Source organism: Maridesulfovibrio spiralis (SeqCode) (assembly GCF_048571135.1).
Lineage (GTDB): Bacteria > Desulfobacterota > Desulfovibrionia > Desulfovibrionales > Desulfovibrionaceae > Maridesulfovibrio > Maridesulfovibrio spiralis.
Genome location: NZ_CP182344.1, coordinates 3,205,489 through 3,223,564, shown reverse-complemented (window position 1 = coordinate 3,223,564; position 18,076 = coordinate 3,205,489). Strand labels below are relative to the sequence as shown.

The window sequence follows — 18,076 nt, the reverse complement described above, 5'->3', positions numbered from 1 at the left end:
CCTCTAACATCAAAAAGGTATGCACTAACATGGTCATACCTTTTTTTTCAGGTTCTTTATGCTTAACAAACGGCCCCACTAAATGTAAGAGTATCCCTCAACACTAATCATAAAGACCGGATACTTATATGCCCTTTTACGAAATTTTCATCATCTCCGTGGCACTTGCCATGGATGCCTTTACCATAGCCGTGGCCTGTGGCCTGTGCATGCCGGAAGTGAACAAACGCCAGAATTTCCGCCTCTCTTTCCACTTTGGCCTTTTTCAAGCACTTATGCCCCTGCTCGGCTGGCTGGCCGGACTTACCGTCAAATCCATGGTCGAAGTCTATGCCCCTTGGATTTCATTTTTCCTTCTGGCCTTCGTAGGTGGCAAGATGATTCAGGAATCATTTGAAACTGACGATTCCTGCGACACACACAAAGATCCGACTAAAGGTTTTTCTCTTGTATTCCTTTCTGTTGCCACAAGTCTGGATGCACTGGCTGTCGGACTTTCCTTTTCAATTATGGACTACCCCATTGTTTTTCCGTGCGTCATGATCGGTATTACCGCCTTGATTTTAACTTCCTTCGGACTATGGCTTGGTAAGTCTTTTGCCAAAGCCTCGCGCTACAGCCATATTGCCGAAAGAGTCGGCGGGGTGGTCCTGATTCTGATAGGGGTTAAGCTGCTGCTACAGTAAACACTTGACTATCCACCGAAGGATCTTAATTACTCTGCACATAACTGTTTTGACAGCAGACCTCTGACGGTATATTCTACTTTTGGTTCTATATTCAAATAATTTAAACAGGCTTCAATTAAGTAAGCCAAAGGACGGATATTTTTACCAAATGCCTTTATTGCAAGCCCCTCCCTATAAACCTAAATTTCCTCTCCAGTCCGGTCATATCCAAACAATATTTCCTCGTCTTTTCAGAAAAGTAAGCCTCCCGCCTGTAGTAAAAAGAAGAATTGAAACTCCTGATGGCGACTTTCTGGATATCGACTGGCATCTCGCAAGCAGTTCTCGCCTTGCAATCATCGCCCACGGCCTTGAAGGTAACTCACGTAGAGCTTATGTTCTTGGTATGGCCCGCGCCCTTGTACTCGCGGGATGGGATTGCATTACCTACACTTTTCGCGGTTGCAGCCGTGAAGCAAACAAAAAGCCCGGCATGTATCACAGTGGAGACACCCGGGACCTGCATACTGTTCTGAAATACGGCCTTGACCACGGTATTTATGAGGACGCGGCCCTTATAGGATTCAGTATGGGCGGAAACCATGTACTTAAATACCTTGGCGAAGATCCTGAAAAAGTTCCGGCCAAAGTAAAAAGAGCAATCGGAATCTCCGTACCCTGTGATCTTGAAGCTTCCGCTATCAGGCTTTGTGATAAATCCAACTTCATATACAGTAATTATTTTTTGCGATCATTAAAGCAGAAAGTAAAAATGAAAAACAAACAATTCCCTGATTTATACCCCCTTGAGAAGCTTTCTTCCATCAAAAACATCATTGATTTCGACAACGCTTATACTGCGCCCATCAACGGTTTTGCAGATGCCGGCGATTACTACCGCCAATCATCCTGCAAGCAGTTTCTAAGCAATATAAAAGTCCCCTCCCTCATCCTGAGTGCTCAGGACGATCCATTTCTGACTCCTGAATGCTATCCGGTGAAAGAAGCAGAAAACAGCCAGATTATATCCTTGCAAATCCCTAAATACGGTGGACACGTCGGATTTGCCGACTTCCCCATGGAAAAACAGCTCTGGTCTGAAAGCAGAACTGTAAGATTTCTGAATACCTAAAAAAAATCCCGGAACAAAGTTCCGGGATTTTTTAATTCTTGGCATAATCAAGCAGTGGCAAAAGATCCCTGCGTAGTCGCATATAATAGCAGCTCAAATACAGAGGGGAAGTGCTGGAAGCCGCTGTTTCTATATTACCGGCAACCATGCTGAGCTCTTCCAGCCCCCCAAGGACAAGCTTCTCTTTAAGCGTCCGGGCACTGGAAACCACTACTTCAAACTGACCTTCTTCGATGGCCTCATCAAGAGTATCCAATAATTCCAGAAGTGATGTTGAAAATTCCGCCAGAAGCTCTGCTCTTTTTTCAGCAGGGACAGTGGAATCTTCAGCCATGTACTCTTCAACAATTTCAACTACTCCTGTTTCCATGAAGCCTCCGGTTAAATTAATTGCAAGGGAGGAAATATCCCCCCTTGCAAAGCACGTTACTCTTCACTGCGCAATTCTTCAACCAGATTCAGAAGAGCCTGTACTTCCGTTGAAAGTGAACGGGTTCCTTCTGCCGCCATCTGACTGTTATGCGCATTCTCTTCAGTCATGGAATCAATCTCACCTACGCTACGGTTGATTTCATCTGAAGTGGCTGACTGCTCTTCAGCTGCCGTTGCAATGGAACGCACCTGATCAGCAGAATTTCTGGCCAACTCGACAATCTCACCCAGCATTTCACCCGAAGAGCGAGACAGGCTGGTTGCATTTTCCACAGCGTCAACCGTAGAATCCATACCCTGAACATTCTCACGGGCAAGCTTCTGAATTGAACTGATGCTGGCCTCAACTTCTTCAGTTGCACCAATAGTCTTTTCAGCAAGCTTACGGACTTCATCTGCTACAACGGCAAATCCGCGTCCGGCATCCCCAGCACGCGCAGCCTCAATGGCCGCATTAAGTGCCAGCAGGTTGGTCTGGTCTGCGATATCATTAATGACACCCAGAACATTACCGATGTCCACAGCCTGAGTATCCAGATGCTCCATGGACTCCTTCAGTCTCGAAGTACGCTCCTGAATATTACCCATAGCATCAATTACATCCTGCACCACCTTGGCTCCCTCACGGGCCTTCGACATGGACTGTGCAGAACTTTCGTTGGTTTCAGTAGCATTCTTTGCAACTTCAAGAACTGTCACGTTCATTTCTTCCATGGCAGTGGCTGTTTCGGTCACGCGCTGCTTCTGGAATTCGCTACCACGCTGAATTTCTTCTGCGTTACTTGATACCTCTGCGGAGATAGTTGAAACACGCTCAACAACACCTTGCAGCTTGTCTGCGGCTGCGAGCATGCCTTCCTTCTTGGCACCTTCAGCCTTGATCTGAGCTTCGCGAGCCTCAGCAGCGGCCTGCTCAGCAATACGGGCCTGATCCTGAGCCTCAGCCTCCTTAACCTTGATACTATCAAGGTTGGTGGCAAGCGTCTTGACCATCGTATTCAAGGCATTCTGCAGGGTAGCAATTTCATTGCGACCTTCAGGGTTGAGTGAAACATCAAGGTTACCCTCGGCAACTTGGGTTGCTGCCTCGGTAGATTCAGTTAGAGGATTGACAATCGAACGGATCAGGTAGATCGACAGCGGAAGAACAATAAGCAACAGAACAGCTCCTGCGCCTATAATTATCTTCATAGTGAAAGCGTTGGCACTTTCGCGCATGGAATCACTCATCTTTCCGGTTTCGACTTCAATATTATCAATATAAACCCCAGTACCGATCCACATATCTGTGCCGGGAATCATCATAGCAAAACTGATCTTAGGCTGAACGCCTGCTCCGGGCTTTTCAAAGTAGTACTTTACGTAGCCACCACCGGAACTGGCAACCTTGCTCAGTTCGCTGATCAGGTACAATCCATTCTTATCCTTCAGCCCGCCAAGATCCGTACCCTGCAAGGACTTCTTGGGCGGCATGACCATATTCACAGTTCCCCGGTAAACAAAAAAGTAACCGGAATTATCCTTTTCAAAACGCACCGGATCAAGTGCCTGCCTGATGAACTCCAAACGTTCGTCAGGGTCGGTGAAGTGCTTTATCTCCTCACCGATAGACAAAGCCATGCTCTTGGTAGCAACCTCAATCTTGTCCTTCTGGTCCTGAAGCATTATCTCAGCGGTATTACTAACCCCATATGCGGTGATATTCTTAATAGCTCCGAGAAAAAACATCCCGGTACCTACAAGAAAAACCACCATTAAAGTCAGCAACAGGAAAAATCTGGCACCTATCGATAAATTCTTTAACATAAACCCTCCCCTTGGTTACGGATTGGGAAAAAACTTCCAGCCTTAATAAAAATATACATCTTTGGTGTAAAATTACAAAGAATTTAGTGAATTTTTTTAAAAAAATAATCGTTAATACATACACTACTGAATTTAAAGTACAAGACAATTTAATCATTTATAATATAATAATCATTAATAAAGAGAACACCAGCAATAAAAAAGGCCGGAGACGAACGCCTCCGGCCTTTTAAAGCAGTTTTTGCTATTACTAGATCACATAATCAATAGCATCACGGGAACTTACTACTTGCTTGATGAAAGCAACACATTCCTGATGCAGGGGATGCACCGCATAAGTATGCAGATCTTCTTTGCTGTCGAATTCAGAGTAAAGCACCATGCCCCACTCCTGTGTAGCCTCAAAAATATCCACACTGACTTCAACATGCTTCAGCTCAGCAATCTTACCGTTCAGAGCTTCAATCATTTCTTTAACTTTAGCTCCGTTTTCAGCTGCAGGTGCACCGGCAGCTTCCTCTTTCAGATTCCACATTACGATATGTTTAATCATTTTCCCTCCATTCCTTAAGTGCATATGAAGAATAGGACAATGGATTCCTTATTCAGGAGATGTATTAAAGCCTATTTTAAGTTGGTGTACAAGTTAAAAACAACTTAACTTCTAAGTTCTTCAACTAAAGAAACAAGTGAGTCAACTTCACGGGAAAGATTTGTTGCAGCCTCTGCTGCAAGCATGCTGTTACGTGCATTATCCTCAGTCATAGAATCAATTTCTGCAATACTACGGTTAATCTCATCGGAAGTAGCGGACTGCTCTTCAGCTGCTGTAGCTATAGACTGAACCTGCCCCGCAGCGTTAGATGCCAACGCAACAATCTCAGCCAGAACTTCACCGGAAGAACGAGAGTGTTCAGTTGCTTCGCCGATAGCTCCGACCGCTGTACGCATGCCCTCAATATTCTGCTTGGCAAGTCCCTGAATTGAACTGATAGACTTATCAACTTCATCAGTAGCCCCGATTGTCTTTTCAGCCAACTTGCGGACCTCATCCGCAACGACAGCAAAACCTCGTCCGGCTTCACCGGCACGGGCAGCTTCAATTGCAGCATTTAGGGCAAGAAGGTTCGTCTGGTCCGCAATATCATTAATTACGCCCATAACGTTTCCAATTTCAATGGACTGGGTGTTGAGCTGATCCATAAGCCTTTCCAGCTCGTTGGTCTGCCCCTGAACACTGACCATGGATTCAATTGTGCCTTGGACCACACTCTGTCCTTCAGTTGCCTTGTTTTTGGTCTGGTCAGTATCTTCATTGGTCTCGGTGGCATTTCTGGCAACTTCGAGAACAGTGGCGTTCATTTCTTCCATGGCTGTTGCTGTTTCAGCAATGCGTTCTTTCTGAAATTCACTACCATTCATAATCTCATTAGTAGATCTCTCAACATCCCGGGAAATCTTCACTATATTATTGAGGACGCTTTCCAGCTTATTCGCAGCTGTGAGCATACCATCACGCTTAGCTCCTTCAGCCTGCTTGCGGGCTTCTTCAGCCTCAGCAGCCATATTCTGGGCAACACGAGCCTGCTCTGCTGATTCAGCTTCCTTGCGTTTAATGTCACTAAGGTTCGTATCAAGAGTGGTAGTCATGGTATTAATAGCGCGTTGCAAAGTGGAAATTTCACTTTTACCGGTAGGATTCAGGCTGATACTAAGATCCCCTTCAGAAACCTGCACCGCTGCATCAGTAGCAGCCTGAATTGGACGCACTATGGAACGAACAATGAATATACACAACGGAGTAAGCGCAAAGATCAAAAGAGCAAGCATGATCAGAATGATTCTGGTTGTGTCGCTGACAACTTCATCATCAATAACATTCTTGACACGCTCTCTCTCAGCTTCAATATTATCGATATATACCCCGGTACCAATCCACATATCAGTTCCGGGAATCATGGTGGCGTAAGCAATCTTCGGCTGGAGACCTTTGCCTGGTTTATCAAAAATATATTCTACAAATCCGCCACCGCTACGGGCTTCTTTATCCAGTTCACGGACAAAATAAACACCATTTTTATCCTTGGCACCGCTCAAGTCTTTACCATGCAGCGACTTCTTAGGAGGAAGAGCGACATTGACTGTTCCTTTATAAACAAAGAAATAACCGGATTTGTCATTCTCAAACCTGAAACTATCAATGGAGTTACGGATGAATGCGATCTTGGCATCATCGCCCTCAACTTCTTTCAACTGAACACCAATAGACTCCGCTGCGGCTCTTGTAGCAACTTCAACCTTGTTCTTTTGGCCCTGAAGCATAACATTTTCAATTTCACTTAGGCCAATATGCTCTACATCGCGAATTTCGACCAGAAACATTGCACCACAGACAACCAAAAATACAAGAACTGAAGCCAATAGTAATACAAAACGTCCAGCAATAGACAGATTTTTCAACATACCTTTCTCCCAAGAGTCAAACCAATTATCCCAGCACACACATAAGCAACCCTGATACAACCATGTGCCATTCCCTAAACCTTACAGATTAAAACATCCTACACATGTATCGACAACATAACAACAAAAGTTAATATTTTATCCTTATACAGATCCACCTATTTCAAATATATACAAGATTACAAAAAAAAAGGCTTTTCCATCGGGCGAGCGAATGGAAAAGCCTTAAATGTGCGGCCTGTAACCGGTGTTTTCAGTTGCGAGGTGAAGGGTACCGGGTTTGGAGGCATTATTACATGCCGCAGCTTAAACCACTGTCCGCGACCGGCAAACAAAGTCGCGGACAGTGAGCGTGTGTCGTATTTTATTTTCTGCGTTCAGCCATATATTCAGCAATGTGCTTGACTTCGAGGTCTGCACCCTGCTTCTTGGCACCACCACGGATCTGCATTACGCAACCAGGGCAGTCGGTCAGCAGCACTTTAGCACCGCTTTCCTTAGCATTATTGATTTTCTTTTCAAGAAGCTGTTCGGAAATCTTGGGGAACTTCACAGAGTAGGTTCCACCGAATCCACAACAAACTTCTTCTTCAGCACTTTCTTTGTAGTCCAGACCGGCTTTGACCATCAGCTCGCGAGGAGCGGCTTTAACATCCAGCCCACGGCAGAGGTGGCAGGGAGCGTGATAAGTCACAGAGTCACCGGCGGAATCAAGGAAGTCCTCTTTTTCAACACCGAGAACATCGTTCATGAAAGAGCTGTAGTCGATGACTTTATCAGCGAAAGTCTTAACACGCATAGCGTATTTGGGATCTTTGCCGAGCATCTTCATATAGTTGTGTTTCAGGTGTGATGCACAGGAAGCACACATGGTAATGATGTAATCGCAATCAACTTCTTCAAAAGCCTTCATGTTCTGAAGAGCAACGTCTCTGGCGCTTTCAACTTCACCCATCATCTGCAGCGGCAGACCGCAGCAGGACTGATCCATGGGGTATTCCATGTCGACACCTTTGTTCTTCATGGACTCAACGGTAGCAACAGACTGTTCAGGGTATACGAAATCCTGAACGCAACCGGAGAACATAGCTACCTTGAACTTGGTTTCCGCAGGCTTAGCAGGCTTAACTTTGGCCCACATGTCGCGGAAAGGCACTTCTGCCACGGTAGGCAGTGCGCGGAAGTCATGATCAGGTGCGAAGATCATCGGCAGGTGGCGCATGAAACCGTCTTTACCTTTCACAGGCTTCTGAGCATGCTTAGCAATGCGCAGGAACTTATGGAAAAGTTTGCGGTTTTTCATCATTTTAGCAAGGAAGGAGGAGTACATAGGATGTCCTTCTTCTTCCAGAATGCGGGCCTGAATGTCTTTAATCAGACCGGGCAGGTCAATTCCACCTGCGCAGATTTCCTTACAAGCACCACAGTTAATGCAGTTCTGTACAAGGTTTTTAGCCTTATCAGTACCGTGGTAGAAGTAGGTAAGGATGAGGCCGATAGCCCCGATATAGATATGGCCCATCTTGTGGCCGCCGACCATACGGTAGACAGGACAAACGTTGGCGCATGCGCCACAGCGTACGCAACGGTGAACCTGAGAGAACACCGGGTCCTTTGCGAGAGCGCGTCTTCCATTGTCCAAAAACACGAAGTGCACTTTCTTCCTGTCATCCTCAGCCGCAGCGCACTCGTTGGACCCGGTGATCCAGGTAACATAAGAAGTGATCGCCTGACCGGTAGCATTACGTGGCAGAGCTTTGATCACACGCAGAGCGTCATGAAGTTTGGGAGTCAATTTATCAAGACCCATGAGAGCAACATGCACTCTGGGCAGAGTGGTAACCAGACGGGCGTTACCTTCGTTGGTAACGAGACCGATGGAACCGGTTTCGGCGATAGCAAAGTTACCGCCGGAGATGCCCATATCAGCATCAACAAATTCCTGACGAAGCTCGCGGCGAGCAACCTTCACGAGAGCCTGAACATCATCACCCTGCTTCTGGCCGGTAACATCGGAAAAGAGGTCGCTGACCTGATGACGGGAAAGGTGAATCGCAGGCATAACCATATGCGAAGGACCTTCCTTACGCATCTGAATAATCCACTCACCGAGGTCGGTTTCAACAACCTTCAGATTCAGATCGTCTTCGAGATGATGGTTGAGCAGAGTCTCTTCCGCAGTCATGGACTTGGATTTGACGATGGTCTTACAGTCTTCCTCTATTGCGATGCGGCCGATAATCTCATTGGCTTCTTTCGCATCCTTGGCAAGGTGGACAACTGCACCGCGCTTTTCTGCTTCTTCTTTAAATTTATCGAAAAGTTCGTCGAGCCTCTGGGCAGAAGCATCTTTAGCTGCGGCGATGTCCGCGATCAGCGCTTTTTCGTCCATATCCTTGAACGCGTTGGCACGGCTGGCACGGTAGGCAACAGCAAAGTTGTCCATTGCAGTTCTGAGGAAGTCGTTATCAAGGGATTCCCTGATCTCTTTTCTGTATTCTTTAAGATTCTTAGCGTCCTGCATGATTAGTCCTCCAGGAGAAGAATATGAAGTTCAAGGGGACCGTGTACGCCGATGGCAAGAACACGCTCGATGTCGGCTGTACGGCTGGCTCCGGTGATGAATGCAGTGTAGTCACCTTTCATCATGTTGCCTTCCATCCATGACTCAATGTCGTAGGAGTTATCCACAAGCTTGGACTTGGGCAGAACTGCTACATGCACTTCACTAATCATGGTGGCCAGTCTCAATTCTTCACTGGGACAGTTGAGGACGATAGTTCCGGTCTCGGCAATGCCGTAATCGGCGTAAGTAAATGCGATATCAATACCGCCAAGGTGGTTACGGACGCTATCTTTAATCAGGGTAAAACCATTATCGTCACACTGCTTTTCGAATGTTGCTGCTTCCTTTTCTCCAAGCGCAGGTGCTACGATAGTTTTGCCGGTTTTGGTTGCACAAAGTTTCTCAGCACCGCTGGAAAGATTCTGTTCACAACCGGAAATGAGCATTTTACAGGCTTCTTTTTTTCCGCAGAGATCCATTGTGTACTTGTAAGCTTCATCCAGAGAAGAAATCTCTGTCACTACAGCAGACACAAGCTCAGCTTTATCGGTAAAAAGCTTTACACTTTCAGGTTTAGCTGTCATTTTTCCCCCAAATACGATGGTCGATGTTATAAATACATCTTCCGTTAATATTTCCGTATTCACCGCCACATCCCTTCCACAAGACTGGCGGTACAGTCTCTTCCTTCAAGACTGTTACGGACCGTTTCCTTCAGACTGTCCTTCCGGTAAAGCGTCTATTGAATTAGTCGTCATACCCAAGCAGGAGGCCTGTCCATTCTTCTACCGGGGTGAAGCCTTCCACACTTCACCCCGGTTTTTTCAATATATACTTTCTACAGTCCGAGAACTGCTACAGTATCGTTTGCGATTTCGAGTTCTTCATTAGTGGCGATAATAGCAACCTTTACAGCGCCTTCATCATCACTGATGTAAGAGGGAGTTCTATCCCAGTTATCGTTCTTTTCTTTGTTGATGGTAATACCGAAGTTTTCGAGGCCGGAGAGGCAATTCTCACGGTAGATTTCGTCGTTTTCACCGATACCTGCGGTGAATACGATAGCATCTACGCGGCCGAGTTCGAAAGCGTATGAGCCGATGAACTGACGTACACGGTGGCAGGCCATGTCCAGAGCGAGTTTAGCTTTTTCATCGCCTTCTTCGATACGGGCGTGGATGTCACGCAAGTCGTTGGAACCGCAGATGCCTTTCAGACCGGATTCGTTGGTCAGGGTTGCTACAACTTCAGCAGCGCTCTGCTTGGTTCTTTCTGCAATAAAACCTACAATTGCGGGGTCAATGTCACCGCAACGGGTACCCATGATGATACCGCCGAGAGGAGTCAGGCCCATGGAAGTGTCGTAGCACTTGCCGTTCTTGACTGCGGAGATGGAAGCACCGTTGCCGAGGTGAACAGTGATGATATTGCACTCTTCAAGGGGCTTGCCGAGAAGTTTAGCGGTCTCACGGGCAACATACTTATGGGAAGTGCCGTGTGCGCCGTATCTTCTGAGGCCCCAGTTTTCGTAGTACTCGTAAGGTACGCCGTACATGTAGGCTTTGGGTTCCATGGTCTGGTGAAAAGAAGTATCGAAAACAGCAACCTGTCTCACACCGGGGAACAGTTCCATGGAAGTTTCAATGCCGATAACGTGACCGGGGTTGTGCAGAGGTGCGAGAGGGATACAATCGCGGATGCCCTGCAGAACTTTTTCGTCGATTTCAACAGGCTCGAAGAAAAGCTCGCCGCCGTGAACGATGCGGTGGCCGATAGCTGCGATTTCAGCTTTGTCTTTTACAACGCCTTTGTCGGCATCGGTGAGCAGGTTGATGACTTCAACCATACCTTCCCTGTGAGTGGGGAAAGGCTGTTCGGCAGTGTATTTTTCGCTGGTTTTGTAGCTGATGCTACCCATTTCTTCACCAATGCGCTCTACAATACCGGATGCGAGATCATTGCCGGAAGCCATGTCCAAAAGCTGATATTTAATAGAAGAGCTACCAGCATTAATTACTAAGATTTTCATTTATAATTGTCCTTTTTCGGCTGCTGCCTGAATTGCTGTGATTGCGACAGTATTAACAATATCCGGAACAGTGCAGCCCCTTGAGAGGTCGTTCACAGGCTTATTAAGACCCTGGAGCACAGGGCCGATCGCAACTGACTGTTCGGCGGAGCGTTGTACAGCTTTGTATGTATTATTACCAGTATTAAGATCAGGGAAAATAAAAACGGTAGCCTGACCCGCTACTTCACTGTCAGGAAGCTTGGTCTTAGCGACAGCAGGATCGATAGCAGCATCGTACTGCAAGGGGCCTTCGAGCTTCAGATCTGGATTACGTTCCTTAGCGATTTTAACAGCTTCCTTAACCTTCTCAACATCTGCACCCTTACCGGACTGACCGGTGGAGTAAGACATGAGAGCCACGCGAGGCTCAATACCGAAGATCTTGGCAGTCTGAGCAGAGTTCAATGCGATCTCGGCAAGCTGTTCGGCGTTGGGGTTGGGGTTAACCGCGCAGTCACCGAAGACCAGTACGCGGTCTTTGAGGCACATCAGGAAGACGCTGGATACAATAGATGCATCAGGCTTGGTCTTAATGAACTCAAATGCAGGGCGAATAGTCTGTGCTGTAGTGGTAACAGATCCGGAAACCATACCGTCGGCATCACCTTTGTGCACCATCATGGATGCAAAGTAAGTGGGGTCGAGCATGCGGTCACGGGCATCGGACATACGAATACCTTTGTGTTCGCGCAGCTTGAAGTAAGTTTCGCAGTAATCGTCAAACTGAGGAGCGGACTCGGGATCGAGGATACGCACATCATTCATCTCAAGACCGAGCTGGGAAATCTTTCCTGCAACTTCGTCAGCTTTACCAAGCAGTACGATGTCAGCTACGCCGCGGCGTGTAAGGATATCAGCTGCACGCAGAACCCTTTCACCTGTACCTTCAGGCAGAACGATGGTCTGTTTGTTGGCTTTAGCTTTCTGAACCAGCTTGTACTCGAACATTTTGGGAGTAACTTTGCTGGACTTGCTGGTGACCAGACGGTGTCTGAGTTCATCAGTTTTAACGTTTGCTTCGAAAGTACCCAGAGCGGAAGCGGTTTTACGCTGATCTTCAGGATCAATTCTTCCGTACAATTCACTCAGCAGCTGTGTAGTGCGGTAAGTGTTAGTGGACACGGAAAGGATGGGAGTGGGAACACCGGTCCAACCTTCGATCAGGCGGTGAACGCTTGCACTGGGCTGCAGGCCACCGGTCAACAGGATACCGGAAATATCCGGAAACGAACTGGAAAGACGGGAAGCCAGTGAGCTGAGAATGATGTCGGAACGGTCACCTGGAGTGATGATCAGGCTGCCGTCTTCAATGTACTCAAGAAAGTTACCGATACGCATTGCTGCGATAACATAGTCATCTACGAGAGTATCGAGTCTTCCATGTCCGTAAAGAACAGATCCGTTCAACCATTTGCGAACGTCGTTCATGCTGGGATTACCCAGACTTTCATTTTCATCAATACCGTAAACGAGGAGTTCCTGGGTGCATCTGGCTTTGCACTTGATGCTGGAAAGGATTTCATTTTTCTCTTCGTCGGTAGCAGTAAGCCTGTTGATTACAGCGGCTACGGTGTCTACGCCTTTATCTTCGAGAGCATCGATAACAAGCTGGGTAGATGCGATGATGTCGTCAGCACTTTTCCCTCTTCCGTTTGCAACGAGAAGCACGGGGCAGCTGAGGTTAGCGGCGATTTCCGCATTGATGTCAAACTCGAAGTTCTGGTCTTTACCCTGAAAGTCGGTTCCTTCGCAAAGCACGAAATCGTACTTCTCTTCAAGCAGGCTGTACTTGTTGAGAATATTTTCCAGCAGCAGGGAGTGTTTGCCGCTGTTGATGAGTTCCCGTGCTTCCTTCAAGGTGTAGGCATAGGTGTCCTCATAATTGATGTCCAGATTGAAGTGCTTCATGATCAGGTTGATGTCGTGATCACGGTCTCCGCTCTGACTATCATTAATGATGGGTCGGAAGATAGCGACGTGTTGCAGGTCTCTCAGCAACAGTTGCATCACGCCCAGAGCAATTGCAGATTTACCGCTCTTCTCTTCGGTGGCAGTGATGTAAAGGTTTTTGGACACTGGGATTATCTCCTGTGTAAAAGCGCGAACGGCTGGAACCTTCAGAGCCGCATTTGAAGAGTCCACGCTATTTCATTAAGTTGATCTTGGGCCGGATCTGACTAAAAAGATCCTACAAACCCGGAAAATTGTTTCCAGCCAATCCCTATTTGAACTGTTTTTAGTGAAGTAGTCCAGAATGAAATCATTCTGGACTACTTTCGTATACTACTTGAGGGAATCGGCGTAGATTTCGAGAACGTGCTTAACCTCTACTCCACCACCAGTCTGGGACAGCATGTCACCAAGCTGCATCATACATGCAGGACAACCGGTTGCAGCAATATCGGCACCAGCATCACGGACATTACCCGCTTTGCGCTCACCGATGCTCTTGGAGAGGTCGTAGTGGTAAAGGTTGAAAGAACCACCGCAGCCGCAGCAACGGTTGGCTTCGTTCATTTCCTTGAATTCCACTTGATCACTATTTTTCAGCAAGGTACGGGGCTGAGCAGTAACGCCAAGGGATTTAGAGAGGTGACAGGGGTCGTGGTAGGTAACGACCTTTCCGCCCTTCTTGGGTTCTGCAGGAGCCTTAACGCCCACGATGTCAACGAGGAATGCGTTAATATCCATAGTCTTAGCTGCGAGATCCTTAACTTTTTCAATAAAAACAGAATCTTCGTTGTCGCACATTTTAGGCCAGGTTTCATGCAGGGTTGCAGTACAGGTAGCACAAGGGGTAACCAGATAGTCAAAAGTTCCGTTTTCGAAAGCTTTGATGTTCTGCTTCATAAGTGCAACCATGGTATCCTGATCACCGGAAGCCAGTGTGGGGATACCGCAGCATGCCTGTCCTTTGGGCAGAAAGATTCCAACGCCGTGGTGTTCAAGAATCTTAATTGCCGCGTGGCCGACATTGGGGAACATTTTGTCCACAACACAACCGGGATAGAAAGCCACTTTCAGACCGCTCTTGCCGCGGGGGGTATCCAGTTCAGGATAATCCTTACGGAAAGGCTTTTTCGCCAGTGGCATGAAGTGACGTTCGCCGAGAAGCGGGTTCAGCATGGCACAGCTCGCTGCACCAGAAGCCTGGTCGGCAATCTTTGCAAACGGCCCCTGAAACTTTGCACTCATCTCGGTCAAAGTGTTGAAGAGTTTGGGACGGGTAAGGAGTCCCTTGAAGATCATCTTCTTAGCCGGGGAAAGACCTTTGTAGGAAGTAACGATAACGCGCGCCTTCATGAAGATATCCATGATCTTCACGCCGGACGGACAGTTAGCTGCGCAGGAGCCGCAAAGCAGGCATCTGTTCAGCTTATCGTTAACCTGATCAGCATCTTTAACCATTTCGTGGGCAAGCTTCTCGAGAAGAGCGATCTTGCCGCGGGTTACGTCTGCTTCCTGCATAGTTTCGGCGAAGACAGGACATACTGCCTGACACATACCGCACTTCATGCAGGCGACCATCTGGTCGTCCAGCTCCATGAGGTTTTGTGCTAATTGCTTGAGATCTTCCATCCTAAACGTCTCCGATGATCTTAGTGGGGTTCAGGATGCCTTTCGGATCGATAGCACGCTTCATTCTCAGGGAGTACTCGAGAGTAGCCTTGGAGGTCTCTTTTTCCATCCACTTGGATTTTGCCATGCCGATGCCGTGCTCGCCGGAAAGGGTTCCTTTGAGGGAAAGGGCAACTTCGAAGATTTCGTTAACAGCTTCCTCAACACGGTGGAACTCTTCTTTGTTACGGTTATCGCAGAGGATGGTGGGGTGAAGGTTACCATCACCGGCGTGACCGAAGGTTCCGATGTCGAGTTTGTACTTGGCAGCGATCTTTTCCAGACCTTCCATCATTGCAGGAATCTGGGAACGGGGAACGGTAGCATCTTCAAGTACGGTAGTCGGTTTTGCACGTGCAAGGGAAGGCAGTGCGTTACGGCGAGCGAACCAGAGAGCGTCACGCTCTTCAGCGGTTTCTGCCATCTTAACTTCGTTAGCGCCGCACTTCTTACAAATGTTAACAACCTTTTCAGCATCTTCAATAACTTCAGCCTGATGGCCATCAACTTCAATAAGCAGGATAGCACCTGCGTCGGTGGGCAGACCGGCTTTGGTGAAGTCTTCAACATAGCGGATAACAGAGTTATCGAGGAATTCCAGAGTACAGGGTACGATGTGGTTGGAAATGATGGAAGCAACGGTTTCGGATGCTTTGTGAACATCGGGGAAAACAGCCATCATCGCTTTGGATGCCTTCGGCGGAGGAACGAGCTTGAGGATGATGTTGGAGAACACACCCAGAGTTCCTTCGGAAGCAACCATGAGGCCGGCAAGGTTGTAGCCGGTTACACATTTAACGGTGCGGGAACCGGATTTGATCAGGTCACCGTTTACATCATAGAAATCCATGCCCATGACGTAGTCTTTGGTAACACCGTATTTAAGGCCACGGAGTCCGCCTGCGTTCTCAGCAACGTTACCACCGATGGTGGAAACTGCCTGGGAACCCGGATCCGGGGGATAGAAAAGTCCTTTTGAGGCAACCTGTGCTGCAAACTGTGCGGTTACAACACCGGGTTCAACAACTGCGTAGAGGTCTTCTTCGTTGATTTCGAGGATTTTGTTCAGACCGTTGGTCAGTACAACAACACCGCCGGGGTGGGGAATGGTTCCACCGGAAAGGTTGGTGCCTGCACCACGTACAGTCATGGGAAGACCGTGTTCGTTACAAAGTGCGGTTACGGGGCCGAGCTGTTCGGTTGAAGTCGGCTTTATTACGAGTGAAGGTACCTGGGGATCAAGTACTGCAGAATCGTAAGAGTATGCATGGAGGTCAGCTTCTTCGTGCATGACATTTCCTGCACCTACAATCTTTTCAAAGTCTTTGGCTAATTTAGCGTTGGACATGTTTTTTTGCTCCTGAATCTAAAAAACAATCTTGGTATATATTAATCCGACTAATTAAAACTCAGGGCCGGAGCCGTCTCCGGCCCTGAGAGGACGTATTTAATTAGAACAGAGTGGGGTACATTACGAAGGAGAGTACGCAGGCTACGATACCTACAACCAGACCGTAGAGCAGGAAGGGCCATACGGTACGCTTGAGGATCTGACCTTCCATACCGGAGAGACCAACAACCGCACATGCCGCAACGATGTTGTGGATGCAGATCATGTTACCCATTGCACCACCAACAGCCTGTGCTGCTACGATGATCTGACGGGGCATGTCGAGTTTAGCGGCTACGCCCCACTGGAATTCAGCGAAGAGCAGGTCGGATACAGTGTTGGAACCGGTGATGAAGGAACCGAGACCACCAACGAAGGATGCGAACATGGGCCAGGTCTGACCGGCGAGACCGGATACAGCTTCAGCCAGTGCCAGAGGCATGGACATGTAGCCGTTGGGGTTCAGGGCTGCATCAGCAATACCGGAACCGCGGAAGATGGATACCAGAGCTACGGAGAAGAACAGTGCGATGGTGGGGTTCTTCATTTTTGCGATTGCTTCTTTCCAAGCGGTCGCTGCTTTATCCATGGGCATGCCGTGGATGAAGATGGTCAGTACTGCAACCAGTGCGAAAGGAATGGTACCGGGCAGGTACAGAATCTTGATGGAGTTGTTAACAGACTCGAAACCGAGGATGTTTTTAAAGGGGATAGCAACGCCTGCGAGCATGCCTTTGAGGCCGAGCTCGGGGATACGGGTAACAACAAGGATGAGACCGATAAGAATGTAAGGGGTCCATGCTTTCAGCTGGCTCATGTGAGCTTTGAATTCACCGGAGTTTTCAGCGGAAACAGTACCGGTCCATTCAGCATCCCAAGTGGAGGGAGCACCGAAGTCCCAAGATTTTTCGGGTACGCAGAAACCGTTTTTAGCACCGAGTACAGCAATACCGAGACCTACGAGACCACCAAGCAGAGAGGGGAACTCAGGTCCAACAAACCATGCGGTGAAGAGGTAAGGTACGGAGAAAGCGGTGGAAGCGAAAAGGGAGAATTTCCATGCGCCGAAACCTTCAGACCAGCTCTTGTTCTCACCGAAGAAACGGGTCATGAAACCAAGCATGAAGATGGGCAGAATGTAGATCATGGGAATGTGCATTACAGTCGCCCACTGACCTACCAGAGCGTCGAAAGCTTCCATGGAATTGAAGTTCAGGCCGGGAACTGCTGCGGCAATAGCCTGATCAACATAAGAAGTCAGGTATTTCATACCGAGAATAACCGGAGTACCAACCGCACCGAAGGTTACCGGGAAGGAGTTGTAAACAAGGCACATTACAACTGCACAGAGAGGGGGGAACCCAAGGCTGAGGAGCAACGGAGCTGCCAGAGCTGCGGGAGTACCGAAACCTGCAGCACCTTCAATGAATGCTGCAAACAGGTAACCGATGATCAGAACCTGTACGCGGCGGTCACGGCTGATACCCTGAAATCCGTACTGGATGGTTTCCATACCGCCGGAATATTGCAGGGTGTAAAGAATGATAATCGCACCGAATACGATGATAAGAACGCCGATAGCGGTAATAAATCCGTGAACAGTAAGAGCTGCTACGTAACTTGCAGGCAAGTTCCATACGGCAATTGCACCTGCGACAGCAGACAGCCATGCAACGGGCATAGCTTTAGTAGCGGGCCAGCGCAGACCGACCATCAGTACCATTGCCAGTACGATCGGGATGATCGCAACAAGGGCTAAAATTCCTACAGACATGTTTCCTCCTTAAGCAAAAGAAATGCTTTTGTTCTTGCCACCCTCTGATGAAAACGCATTCATCATACCACATAAAGGCGACACAGGCTCAACGTTTTTTTAAAAGTCTGTTGAAGGACTTCTACCCTGCCCTCCTCATGCTACGATACACCTTCC

At 48.0% G+C, this 18,076-nt stretch carries 13 protein-coding genes; 2 read left to right on the top strand and 11 right to left on the bottom strand.

What is annotated here, in order from left to right:
• The first annotated feature begins 128 nt into the window (after positions 1–128).
• Together ACNI29_RS14350 and ACNI29_RS14345 are read left to right on the top strand one after the other, a co-directional pair.
• Entirely contained in the window at positions 129–686 is a 558-nt protein-coding gene (locus ACNI29_RS14350) for a manganese efflux pump MntP (RefSeq protein ID WP_419779050.1), read from the top strand.
• A gap of 151 nt (positions 687–837) precedes the next feature.
• Positions 838–1,800: a YheT family hydrolase gene (locus ACNI29_RS14345; RefSeq protein WP_419779049.1), complete on the top strand. Its 963-nt coding sequence runs from the start codon at positions 838–840 to the stop codon at positions 1,798–1,800.
• 31 nt (positions 1,801–1,831) lie between these two features.
• On the opposite strand, the gene ACNI29_RS14340 is transcribed toward ACNI29_RS14345, so the two are convergent.
• From ACNI29_RS14340 to ACNI29_RS14290, 11 genes are all read right to left on the bottom strand, one after another.
• Positions 1,832–2,170 carry a phosphotransferase gene (locus tag ACNI29_RS14340; RefSeq protein WP_419779048.1) on the bottom strand — a complete coding sequence of 113 codons (339 nt, stop codon included), beginning with the start codon at positions 2,168–2,170 and terminating at the stop codon, positions 1,832–1,834.
• Positions 2,171–2,226: 56 nt separating this feature from the next.
• Entirely contained in the window at positions 2,227–4,038 is a 1,812-nt protein-coding gene (locus ACNI29_RS14335; RefSeq protein ID WP_419779047.1) for a methyl-accepting chemotaxis protein, read from the bottom strand.
• Between the two features lie 250 nt (positions 4,039–4,288).
• Entirely contained in the window at positions 4,289–4,591 is a 303-nt protein-coding gene (locus ACNI29_RS14330) for a Dabb family protein (protein ID WP_419779046.1), read from the bottom strand.
• A gap of 104 nt (positions 4,592–4,695) precedes the next feature.
• Complete coding sequence (locus tag ACNI29_RS14325) at positions 4,696–6,501, bottom strand: methyl-accepting chemotaxis protein (RefSeq protein ID WP_419779045.1); 1,806 nt, start codon at positions 6,499–6,501, stop codon at positions 4,696–4,698.
• 364 nt (positions 6,502–6,865) lie between these two features.
• Entirely contained in the window at positions 6,866–9,025 is a 2,160-nt protein-coding gene (gene ldhH / locus ACNI29_RS14320) for an L-lactate dehydrogenase (quinone) large subunit LdhH (RefSeq protein WP_419779044.1), read from the bottom strand.
• A gap of 2 nt (positions 9,026–9,027) precedes the next feature.
• Positions 9,028–9,651 (bottom strand): LutC/YkgG family protein, encoded by a 624-nt coding sequence (locus ACNI29_RS14315; RefSeq protein WP_419779043.1) that lies wholly within the window; start codon positions 9,649–9,651, stop codon positions 9,028–9,030.
• Between the two features lie 254 nt (positions 9,652–9,905).
• Entirely contained in the window at positions 9,906–11,096 is a 1,191-nt protein-coding gene (locus tag ACNI29_RS14310; RefSeq protein ID WP_419779042.1) for an acetate kinase, read from the bottom strand.
• Entirely contained in the window at positions 11,097–13,214 is a 2,118-nt protein-coding gene (gene pta, locus ACNI29_RS14305) for a phosphate acetyltransferase (RefSeq protein ID WP_419779041.1), read from the bottom strand.
• A 207-nt stretch (positions 13,215–13,421) separates the two neighbouring features.
• Positions 13,422–14,717 carry a (Fe-S)-binding protein gene (locus ACNI29_RS14300; RefSeq protein WP_419779040.1) on the bottom strand — a complete coding sequence of 432 codons (1,296 nt, stop codon included), beginning with the start codon at positions 14,715–14,717 and terminating at the stop codon, positions 13,422–13,424.
• A 1-nt stretch (position 14,718) separates the two neighbouring features.
• Positions 14,719–16,104: an FAD-binding oxidoreductase gene (locus ACNI29_RS14295; RefSeq protein ID WP_419779039.1), complete on the bottom strand. Its 1,386-nt coding sequence runs from the start codon at positions 16,102–16,104 to the stop codon at positions 14,719–14,721.
• Between the two features lie 103 nt (positions 16,105–16,207).
• Positions 16,208–17,920: an L-lactate permease gene (locus tag ACNI29_RS14290; RefSeq protein WP_419779038.1), complete on the bottom strand. Its 1,713-nt coding sequence runs from the start codon at positions 17,918–17,920 to the stop codon at positions 16,208–16,210.
• Positions 17,921–18,076: the final 156 nt, after the last annotated feature.

Excerpts from the sequence above, each read along its gene's own strand:
- ACNI29_RS14350 (WP_419779050.1), top strand. The coding sequence starts at position 129 with ATGCCCTTTTACGAAATTTTCATCATCTCCGTGGCACTTGCCATGGAT.
- ACNI29_RS14345 (WP_419779049.1), top strand. The coding sequence starts at position 838 with ATGCCTTTATTGCAAGCCCCTCCCTATAAACCTAAATTTCCTCTCCAG.
- ACNI29_RS14340 (WP_419779048.1), bottom strand. The coding sequence starts at position 2,170 with ATGGAAACAGGAGTAGTTGAAATTGTTGAAGAGTACATGGCTGAAGAT.
- ACNI29_RS14335 (WP_419779047.1), bottom strand. The coding sequence starts at position 4,038 with ATGTTAAAGAATTTATCGATAGGTGCCAGATTTTTCCTGTTGCTGACT.
- ACNI29_RS14330 (WP_419779046.1), bottom strand. The coding sequence starts at position 4,591 with ATGATTAAACATATCGTAATGTGGAATCTGAAAGAGGAAGCTGCCGGT.
- ACNI29_RS14325 (WP_419779045.1), bottom strand. The coding sequence starts at position 6,501 with ATGTTGAAAAATCTGTCTATTGCTGGACGTTTTGTATTACTATTGGCT.
- ldhH (WP_419779044.1), bottom strand. The coding sequence starts at position 9,025 with ATGCAGGACGCTAAGAATCTTAAAGAATACAGAAAAGAGATCAGGGAA.
- ACNI29_RS14315 (WP_419779043.1), bottom strand. The coding sequence starts at position 9,651 with ATGACAGCTAAACCTGAAAGTGTAAAGCTTTTTACCGATAAAGCTGAG.
- ACNI29_RS14310 (WP_419779042.1), bottom strand. The coding sequence starts at position 11,096 with ATGAAAATCTTAGTAATTAATGCTGGTAGCTCTTCTATTAAATATCAG.
- ACNI29_RS14300 (WP_419779040.1), bottom strand. The coding sequence starts at position 14,717 with ATGGAAGATCTCAAGCAATTAGCACAAAACCTCATGGAGCTGGACGAC.
- ACNI29_RS14295 (WP_419779039.1), bottom strand. The coding sequence starts at position 16,104 with ATGTCCAACGCTAAATTAGCCAAAGACTTTGAAAAGATTGTAGGTGCA.
- ACNI29_RS14290 (WP_419779038.1), bottom strand. The coding sequence starts at position 17,920 with ATGTCTGTAGGAATTTTAGCCCTTGTTGCGATCATCCCGATCGTACTG.